This window comes from Microbulbifer rhizosphaerae, from assembly GCF_014191725.1.
In the GTDB taxonomy this organism is placed as follows: Bacteria; Pseudomonadota; Gammaproteobacteria; order Pseudomonadales; family Cellvibrionaceae; genus Microbulbifer; species Microbulbifer rhizosphaerae.
In genome coordinates this window covers 1-9,388 of the sequence record NZ_JACHWZ010000044.1, presented here as the reverse complement: position 1 = coordinate 9,388, position 9,388 = coordinate 1, and the positions used below count along the sequence as shown (strand labels likewise).

9 protein-coding genes, 1 rRNA gene and 1 riboswitch are annotated in these 9,388 nt (G+C 60.1%); all 10 genes read left to right on the top strand.

Translation table 11 applies throughout. From position 1 onward, the window contains the following. Positions 1–82: ribosomal RNA gene (gene rrf / locus FHS09_RS23475) — 5S ribosomal RNA — on the top strand; the annotation flags it as partial. Between the two features lie 133 nt (positions 83–215). After that, the gene (locus tag FHS09_RS22135; protein ID WP_183464028.1) at positions 216–821 is read left to right on the top strand and encodes an outer membrane beta-barrel protein; all 606 of its coding nucleotides are present in this window, start codon (positions 216–218) and stop codon (positions 819–821) included. A 450-nt stretch (positions 822–1,271) separates the two neighbouring features. Continuing rightward, positions 1,272–1,370: riboswitch (TPP riboswitch) on the top strand. Positions 1,371–1,451: 81 nt separating this feature from the next. After that, on the top strand, positions 1,452–3,362 hold the full coding sequence (gene thiC, locus FHS09_RS22130) for a phosphomethylpyrimidine synthase ThiC (protein WP_246395252.1): 1,911 nt from the start codon (positions 1,452–1,454) through the stop codon (positions 3,360–3,362). A gap of 301 nt (positions 3,363–3,663) precedes the next feature. Then, positions 3,664–4,737 carry a glycine oxidase ThiO gene (thiO, locus tag FHS09_RS22125; protein WP_343057552.1) on the top strand — a complete coding sequence of 358 codons (1,074 nt, stop codon included), beginning with the start codon at positions 3,664–3,666 and terminating at the stop codon, positions 4,735–4,737. Further along, positions 4,737–4,937 (top strand): sulfur carrier protein ThiS, encoded by a 201-nt coding sequence (thiS, locus tag FHS09_RS22120; RefSeq protein ID WP_183464026.1) that lies wholly within the window; start codon positions 4,737–4,739, stop codon positions 4,935–4,937. The genes thiO and thiS overlap by 1 nt, the downstream gene beginning before the upstream one ends. A 2-nt stretch (positions 4,938–4,939) precedes the next feature. After that, positions 4,940–5,746, top strand: coding sequence for a thiazole synthase (locus FHS09_RS22115; protein WP_183464024.1), 807 nt, complete (start codon positions 4,940–4,942; stop codon positions 5,744–5,746). A gap of 59 nt (positions 5,747–5,805) precedes the next feature. After that, positions 5,806–7,329, top strand: coding sequence for a thiamine phosphate synthase (thiE, locus tag FHS09_RS22110; protein WP_183464021.1), 1,524 nt, complete (start codon positions 5,806–5,808; stop codon positions 7,327–7,329). 4 nt (positions 7,330–7,333) lie between these two features. Then, positions 7,334–8,095: a HesA/MoeB/ThiF family protein gene (locus tag FHS09_RS22105; protein WP_183464019.1), complete on the top strand. Its 762-nt coding sequence runs from the start codon at positions 7,334–7,336 to the stop codon at positions 8,093–8,095. Continuing rightward, the gene (locus FHS09_RS22100) at positions 8,092–8,463 is read left to right on the top strand and encodes a c-type cytochrome (protein ID WP_246395250.1); all 372 of its coding nucleotides are present in this window, start codon (positions 8,092–8,094) and stop codon (positions 8,461–8,463) included. The genes FHS09_RS22105 and FHS09_RS22100 overlap by 4 nt, the downstream gene beginning before the upstream one ends. Before the next feature lie 74 nt (positions 8,464–8,537). Next, positions 8,538–9,302: a Vgb family protein gene (locus tag FHS09_RS22095; protein WP_183464017.1), complete on the top strand. Its 765-nt coding sequence runs from the start codon at positions 8,538–8,540 to the stop codon at positions 9,300–9,302. Positions 9,303–9,388: the final 86 nt, after the last annotated feature.

Genomic DNA, 9,388 nt, shown 5'->3' with positions numbered 1-9,388 from the left:
CCATGCCGAACTCAGTAGTGAAACGCAGCATCGCCGATGGTAGTGTGGGGTCTCCCCATGTGAGAGTAGGTCATCGTCAGGCTTCTAAATAAAAAGGGCCACCCGAACGGGTGGCTTTTTTTTTGGCGTCAATAGAGACCCTTGTACCTATATGGCGAACTCTTTCCGCTTAAAGCGATATATTTGCAAATAATAAAAAACGCCAGGGCCAAATAATGAATAAACTCATCACAAGATCCTTGATTTTCTTTTCTTCACTTGCCGGTTCTATACATTACGCCGTTGCGCAATCCGAGGACTTGAATCACTTCTATCTCGGGAACAGATTGGGTTTGGCAAATTCCATAGAAATTTCAGACCGCGGCAACACCGCTGAACTGGAAAATGATGGTCTTGCTGTGACATATATCGTCGGTTACAAGCTCGACAGCAACTGGTCATTCGAACTGGGTATGACTGTGCTGGAAGACTTTAATCTTGGGGTACTCGTTTCCGACGACGATATCGACCTTACTGGAAGATATCTCGCAGCCAACTACACCCATTTTGTTAACGACAGTCGCTTTTTTGTGAGAGGCCGCGGTGGATTGATCGACTGGGAGGCGGAAGCCGCGGAGCGTTCAATTATATTTGGTATCGATCTTGCTCCAGAAGGGGCTGCCGGGCCCTATCGCAATAGTGGCGTTGCGCCGCTGCTGGGGGCAGAGATAGGTGTGGAATTTGGCAAGTGGTTTGAATGGACGATTTTGGGAATTGATGCCGTACCCAGTGGCGATGCGCAATGGACCACAGCACACACGGGTTTTAAATTCAGTTTTTAAGTCTGCAGAAGCCGCCGGCTTCCTCCTCGGGCTCCCTCGTCGATATCGCGTACTTATACCTGAATCCGTGATTTCATGACGGTACAGAGCATAAGCTCTTGACGCCACAGCGAATTTTCCTCAGTCGGCCGTAATCTCGGAGGCTTCGCGCGCTTTGGAGCGACCGGCCAGGGATGGCCGGGCTGGGGCCGGATCGAACACTTAGAAGTCGCGCCAGGGATGGCGAGAAAAAAAGCTAACAGCCACTGCGAACCCCGTACGCGGGCCGTAACCCCAAAGCCACAACCAACCCCGATCGCGGCCAACGGCCGCTCCTACAGAATAATCTCACTTCCTCCCTGTAGGAGCGGCCGCTGGCCGCGATCAGACTTTCCGACTGGATATCCGCCCCAGTTCACAATCCACACACTGGTATCCTGTTCACGGCGAAGGGCATCTACTATACTGCGGCACAACTTGTCGGAGTGCCTGTGGGCTGAGATCGCTGTCGCGAGATCCGTTGAACCTGATCGGGGTTATCCCTGCGTAGGAAACAAGATCTGAAGTCGCCATTTGTCGCGACTCCTCTCTCTTAAATTTGTCTGCCCCGGGCACTGCGGCGTCAATCTTCCGCAAGCCACAGGGGTCAGCATGTCTCAGGTTACCGATCAGCCCGCCCGCGCCGCCAAATCCAGCCGTGCCGCCAGTCGCGATTCCGCCAAATCATTTCTGGACAATCTCACCGTGCAGTCTTTCCCCAACTCCCGCAAGGTTTATCTGCAGGGTGAAACCCCGGATATTCGCGTGGGTGTACGGGAAATCTGTCTCGGCGACAGCGTGGTGGGCGGCGACGAGCAGAATCCGCTACTGGAGGCCAATGAACCGCTGAGGGTCTACGACACCTCCGGCCCCTACTCGGACCCGGAGAACAGGATTGATGTGCGCGAGGGCTTGCCCAAGTTACGGCAGGCCTGGATCGAGGCGCGCGACGATACCGAGGTGCTCACCTCCCGCCAGGCCGCCTACAGCCAGAAGCGCATGGCGGACAGCGGCTTGGACCATATCCGCTTCGAAAACCTGCCCTCGCCGCGCCGCGCCAGGGCGGGTATGAATGTCTCGCAGATGCACTATGCGCGCCGCGGTATTGTCACCCCGGAAATGGAATTTATCGCTGTGCGCGAAAATATGGGCCGCGCGCAGATCGCCGATGCGCTGAAGGAATCCCACTATCAACGGGCCCGGGACGGAATCTATATTCCCGAACAGATCACCCCTGAGTTCGTGCGCCGCGAGGTGGCCGAGGGCCGCGCAATTATTCCGGCCAATATCAACCACCCGGAGCTGGAGCCGATGATTATCGGCCGCAACTTCCTGTGCAAGGTCAACGCCAATATCGGCAACTCCGCGGTGACCTCTTCCATTGAGGAGGAAGTGGAAAAGCTGGTGTGGTCGACCAAATGGGGTGCGGACACGGTGATGGACCTGTCCACCGGGCAGAACATTCACGAGACCCGCGAGTGGATACTGCGCAATTCGCCGGTGCCCATCGGCACCGTGCCTATTTACCAGGCGCTGGAAAAGGTCGACGGGGTCGCCGAGGACCTCAACTGGGAGGTGTTCCGCGATACCCTGATCGAGCAGGCGGAGCAGGGCGTGGACTACTTCACCATTCACGCCGGTGTGCTGTTGCGCTACGTGCCGATGACCGCCAAGCGGGTAACCGGCATCGTGTCCCGCGGCGGTTCCATTATGGCCAAGTGGTGCCTGGCTCACCACAGGGAGAGTTTCCTCTACACCCATTTCGAGGAAATCTGTGAAATCATGAAGGCCTACGACGTGAGCTTCAGTCTCGGCGACGGCCTGCGCCCGGGCTCCATCGCCGACGCCAATGACGAGGCCCAGTTCGGCGAACTGCACACACTGGGAGAGCTCACCGAAATTGCCTGGCGGCACGATGTGCAGACCATGATCGAAGGTCCTGGCCATGTAGCCATCCACAAGATCAAGGAAAATATGGATGAGCAATTGAAGCATTGCCACGGCGCGCCTTTCTATACCCTCGGCCCGCTGACCACCGATATCGCCCCCGGCTACGACCATATCACCTCCGGTATTGGCGCGGCCCTGATCGGCACCTACGGCTGCGCAATGCTGTGCTATGTCACTCCCAAGGAGCACCTGGGCCTACCCAATAAAGAGGATGTGAAAGAGGGGCTGATGGCCTATAAGATTGCTGCCCATGCCGCGGACCTGGCCAAGGGGCATCCGAGGGCGCAAATGAGGGACGACGCCCTGTCCAAGGCGCGTTTCGAGTTCCGCTGGGAAGACCAGTTCAACCTGGGCCTTGACCCGGAGCGTGCGCGCACCTACCACGACGAGACTCTTCCCAAGGAATCCGGCAAGGTCGCGCACTTTTGTTCAATGTGCGGGCCGAAATTCTGCTCCATGAAAATTACTCAGGATGTCCGGGAGTATGCAGCCAAACAGGAAGCGGAGAAGGGCATGGAGGAGATGGCGATCAAATTCAAGGATATGGGCAGCGAGCTGTATCACAAGGGCTGAAGGCTCCTCCACACAGTGGGTTTTATCGGGTTCCCGGGCGGCCCTGCTACCGGGAACTTCTTGCGGGACACGCCGTGAATCCATCCCTGGAGGCTTGTCGGCGAGGTCCCTCTCGCCAACAGTCCCGCAAGAAGTTCCCGGCATCAGGGCCTTCGCATCGAATTGCCTATCGCCGTCAAAACTGTAGGAGCCTGCTTGCAGGCGAACAACGAGGCGAATACAAAGCCCGGTAGGTTTCGCCTGCAAGCAGGCTCCTACAAAATTGGTTGGATTCTACATCGAGGCCAACGGAAAACGTTTAGTGACAGATAAAAATTCCCCCCGAATCGCCATAGCCGGCGGCGGTCTGATGGGCCGCCTGCTGGCCTGGCGGCTGGCGCAGCGCGACTGCAATATCACCCTGTTTGAAGCGCGGGATTTCACCACGCCCAGCGGTGCCTGCTGGGCTGCCGCCGGTATGATCTCGCCGCTGTCGGAACTGGTGCACAGCCAGCGGGAAGTCTATGGCCTGGGTGTCCGCAGCCTGGAGTTGTGGCCCGACTGGGCGCGGCAGCTGGAAACAGAGAGTGGAAAGGCGGTGGAGTTTCGCCGCGCCGGCAGTGTGCTGGTGGCGCACGGGCGGGATAGAAGTGAACTGGAACACATCCAACGGGAGTTGGCCGGCAAACTGAACGGCGATGAGAGTGCTCAGGTTCGCCCACTGGACAGGGGGCAGCTGCAACAACTGGAGCCGGCCCTGGAAAACTTCGAACAGGGGCTGTACCTGGAGAGCGAGGGGGATATCGACAACCGCCGCCTGTTGCCGGTGCTGTTGAATATTCTGCGGCAACAGGGGGTTCACCTGCGCGAGCGCACGCCGGTGGAATGCACCCCCGGTTGTGTGGAACACGGTGAAGGCAAGTTGCGTTTCGACTGCGTTATCGACTGCCGTGGCCTTGGCGCCAAGGGGCAGGTAGAAGGGCTGCGCGGCGTGCGCGGTGAAGTGCTGGTGGTGGAAACCCGCGAGGTCCAGTTGCAGCGGCCGGTGCGCCTGCTGCACCCGCGCTATCAACTCTATGCTGTGCCGCGGAGCGGGGGACAAACGGTGATCGGCGCCACGGAAATCGAGAGCGAGGATATGTCGCCGATATCGGTGCGCTCCCTGATGGAGCTGTCCTCCGCGCTCTATTCGCTGCACCCGGCATTCGCCGAGGCGCGGGTTGTCGAAACCCGGGTCAACTGCCGTCCCGCCACTATGGACAACCTCCCCCATGTGCACGGCGAACCGCGGTTGGTGCGGGTCAATGGTCTCTACCGGCACGGCTATTTGTTGGCGCCGGCGCTGGTTGAGCGTGTAGAGAAACTGGTAATGCAACAATGTTTACAGGTGGCCTGATGCAAGTGGTAGTCAACGGGCAGGTGGAAAAACTGGAGCGGCCGACGGATTTGTCCAGTCTGTTGCAACAGCTGGGATACAGTGGCGAGGCGTTTGCTGTGGCCCTGAACGGGGATTTTGTGCCCAGGGCAAACTACGGCGAGACCCGGCTGAACGATGGCGACGCCCTGGATATCGTCGCCCCGGTAGTGGGGGGCTGAGTATGACGGATTTGTTGAAACTCTATGGGACAACCTTTGACAGCCGCCTGCTGATCGGCACCGCGCTGTATCCCTCGCCCGCGATTATGCGCGAGTCGGTCGAAGCATCCGGTGCGCAGATCATCACCCTGTCCCTGCGCCGGCAGAGCCCGGAACAACAGCAGGGCAAAATGCTCTGGGACTACATTCGCGAATCCGGCTGCCAGTTGTTGCCCAATACCGCCGGCTGCAAAACCCCGCGGGAAGTGATTGCGCTGGCGGAGATGTCCCGGGAAATTTTTCTGACCGACTGGCTCAAACTGGAAGTGATCGGCGACGACTACAACCTGCAGCCGGATCCCTATGGCCTGGTGGAGGCGGCGCGGGAGCTGGTGCGGCGCGGTTTCAAGGTTCTGCCTTACTGCACCGACGACCTGGTGGTGTGCCGCAAGCTGCTGGATGTGGGCTGCGAAGTGTTGATGCCCTGGGGCGCGCCCATCGGCACCGGCCGGGGATTGCTCAATAGATACAACCTGCAGACACTGCGCGAACGCCTGCCGGATACGCCGCTGATTATCGACGCCGGTATCGGCGCGCCCTCCCAGGCGGCGGAGGCGATGGAAATGGGCTACGATGCCGTTCTGCTGAACACCGCTATCGCCCGGGCCCAGGAGCCGGTGAATATGGCGCGGGCTTTCAGGCTCGCCGTGGAAGCCGGGCGCACCGCCTACAGTGCGGGGCTGATGTTGAAACGCCAGACCGCCAGCCCCAGCACGCCCACGCTGGATATGCCATTCTGGCAGCAGGCGGATACCGCGACACAGGAATAACCTAACCGGTAGGAGCCTGCTTGCAACCTGAAATTCTCCACGGCGAGACCAGAGTATCTATGCAAAATAAACCCATCGTCTGGTCCATCGCCGGCAGCGATTCCGGCGGTGGCGCCGGTATCCAGGCGGACCTGCTGACCTTCGCCGATCTCGGCTGCCACGGCTGCACCGCGATTACCGCCAACACCGCGCAGAACACCCGTGAGGTGGCTGCGATCAATGCGGTGTCGCCAGAGATTCTGCTTTCCCAGTTGCAGGCACTGCAGCGGGACCTCTTTCCCTCCGCCATCAAAATCGGTTTGCTCGCCAACGGCGAACAGGTCGCCGCGGTGGCGAAATTCCTGCGCGGCCTGAGGCAGGTCAAAAAGGTCCCGGTCGTCTACGACCCGGTAGCCGTCGCTACCAGCGGCGCCGCGCTGACCGAAGGCTCCACCGGGGAAGTGGTGCTGCGGGAACTCCTACCCCTGTGCGACCTGATTACCCCCAACCTGCACGAACTGGAGTGGCTGGCCGGCACCCCCGTGGGCGGTGCGGAGCAGATCGCCGCTGCCGCCCGGCAGTTGCAGAGCCGGGGCTGTGCGGCAGTCCTGGTGACCGGTGGCCATAGTGAGATAGTGAGCGGGGAAATAGCGGATCTGCTCTGGGATGGCGAGCGCATGGACTGGCTGATCGGCAGGAAAATCGCCACGGGCTCCACTCACGGCACCGGCTGTACCCTGTCTTCCGCGATTGCGGCGTCACTGGCATTGGGGTACCCGCTGCGCGACGCCTGTGTGGTGGCCAAGGCCACCGTACAGCGGGGCCTTCGCCTCGGCAACGGGGAAAACATCGGCGATGGCTCCGGCCCCGTTGGCCACTGCGGCTGGCCGGGTGAACTGGAGGATTTTCCGCAGGTACTTTTACCCGCTGAGGAGCGGGCAAAAAAATACGGCTGCTATTCCGAAGAAGCCAATGCGCGGTTCGCACAGGGTTTTCCCCAGCCGGACAGCAATCGCCTGGGGCTCTACCCGGTGGTGGACTCGACGGACTGGCTGGAAAGGCTGGCAAAGCTGGGTGTGCGCACACTACAGCTGAGGATCAAAAATCCCGACACGGGTTTGCGTGCAGAGATCGAACGCGCCGTGGCCATCGGCCGCGAATATGATCTACGCCTGTTTATCAACGATCACTGGCAACCTGCCATCGATTGCGGCGCCTATGGTGTGCACCTTGGCCAGGAAGATTTGCAGACCGCCGATCTGGCGGCCATCAAAAACGCCGGGCTGAAGCTGGGAATCAGCACCCACGGTTTCTACGAGTTGCTGCGCGCCCACCGCTACCGCCCCAGCTACTTGGCCATCGGTGCCATCTTCGCCACCAGCACCAAGGATATGAGCGGGCAGCTGCAGGGCGTGGACAAGCTCGCGCGAATGGCCGCACTGCTGCCGGATTATCCGCTGGTGGCCATTGGCGGTATCAACTTGCAGCGCGCGCCGGAGGTTGCGGCCACCGGCGTGGGCAGTATTGCAGTGGTCACCGCCGTTACCCAGGCGGCCGACTGCGCGCAAGCGGTGTGCCAGTTCCAAGACCTGTTAGTCGGATAGTCCCATGTTGAGCCGCAAACAGTTACAGCGTTACAGCCGCCAGATAATGCTGCCCCAGGTGGGCGAGGCCGGGCAGGAAAAACTGGCGCGGGCGCGGGTAATGATCATCGGTCTCGGCGGCCTCGGCAGTCCGGTGGCCCTGTACCTGGCTGCGGCCGGCGTGGGGGAAATCCACTTGGTGGACGGCGACCGGGTGGAAATCTCCAACCTGCAGCGGCAGATACTCTACAAAACCAATCACCGCGATAAAGACAAGGCCCAGGTCGCGGCGCAGCAACTCACCGCCGCCAATCCGGAAATCCGCCTGCATGCCCACGCGCGCATGGCGGACGAGCCCTGGCTGCGCGGCCAGTTGCCCTCGATAGACCTGGTGCTCGACTGCACCGATAACCTGGCCATCCGTCACATTATCAATCGCGTGTGTCGTGAACTCCGGCGGCCGGCGATCATGGCTTCGGTGCGGGGTTTTTCCGGTCAACTGGTCAGTTTCGATTTTTCATCCGATCCCTCCCCCTGCTACGCCTGCCTGTTCCCTCCTCAAGAAAGTGAAGAAACGGTGGAGAACTGTTCCACTGCAGGAGTGATGGGGCCGGCGCTGGGGGTTGTCGGCAGCATGCAGGCGCTGGAGGCGATCCGCTGGATTCTGGGGCTGCCCCTGGCCAGCCGCGGACGGCTGCAGCTGTTCGAGGCGGAGACCCTGGAATTGCGGTCGCTGCAACTGCAAAGGGATAATGACTGCCCGGTATGCGGCACGAAAGGCAGATGACAAAATACAGAAGACAGATGCGCAGGAATTGCCTCGTCGCGGCGTTACTTTTGCTTTCCACCGCCTGCTCGCCGGATGAACCGGCTGTAAACACAGCGGCGGAACACAACCCGCGCACCAGCCGGGAAGAGATACAGGAAATCTATTTGCGCAGTTGCCACAGCTGCCACGCCACTGGCGTGGCCGGCGCGCCGCGCACCGGCGACACCGATGCCTGGGCACCGCGCCTGGAACAGGGTATGGACACCCTGGTGACTCATGTCGAAAAAGGTTACCAAGCCATGCCGCCCCGCGGCCTCTGCTTCGACTGTACACGGGAGGAGTACGCGGCGCTGATCCGTTTTATGGCTGAAGACAGGGATCAGTGATCGATCGGCGGGTTCAGATACCTTCTGATTACCGTTGCCGAGCCACTACACACTGAGAAACCGGGAGGCAATATATGTTTGCTTTTACCCAGCGGTATCGCCCTACCTTTCCCCTCGCGCTGTTTTTTCTGAGCTTTCTTCCCTTTACCTGTGTCGCCGAAGAGCAGTCGCTGCCGGACAAGCTGTCACTCAGCGAATGGAAGGTGCCCTGGGGCGGCCGCCCGCGGGACCCCTTTGTCGACAGCAACGGCGATGTGTGGTTTTGCGGCCAGTCCGGCAATTATATCGGCCGCTTTTCCCCCGCCAGCGGCGAGTTCAAAAAATTCTCTGTACCCGATGGCAGCCATCCCCACAACCTGATCGTCGACGATCAGGACCGGGTCTGGTACGCGGGTAACCGCAACGCCCATATCGGTCGACTCGATCCGCAGAACGGCGAAATCCGTCGCTTTGCCATGCCGGAGGGAATCGAGGATCCGCATACCATGGTGTTCAACCGCGAGGGCAATATCTGGTTTACCGCCCAGCACAGCAATCGCATCGGCCTGCTGGATGTGAAAACCGGCGAAGTGAAAGTGGTGGAGCTGCAGTCGGCAAAGGCGCGTCCTTACGGAATAAAAATGGATGCACAGAACCGCCCCTGGATCGCACTGTTCGGCATCAATAAGTTGGTCCGGGCGGACCCGAAAACCCTTGCCCTGACAGAGATAACACTGCCGCGAGCCGGAGCGCGGCCGCGCCGCCTGGAAATCGATGATGACGGCAACGTCTGGTATGTGGACTACACCGACGGCTACCTGGGCCGCTATGTCCCGGCCTCGGGCAAATTTACCCGGTAGTTGCATAAATTAATCGGCTCTCAGCGATGAAAACCCTTGTTTTACAGGCTCAACCTGACCCTCGACTCCTGTCGCTGGAATTCACC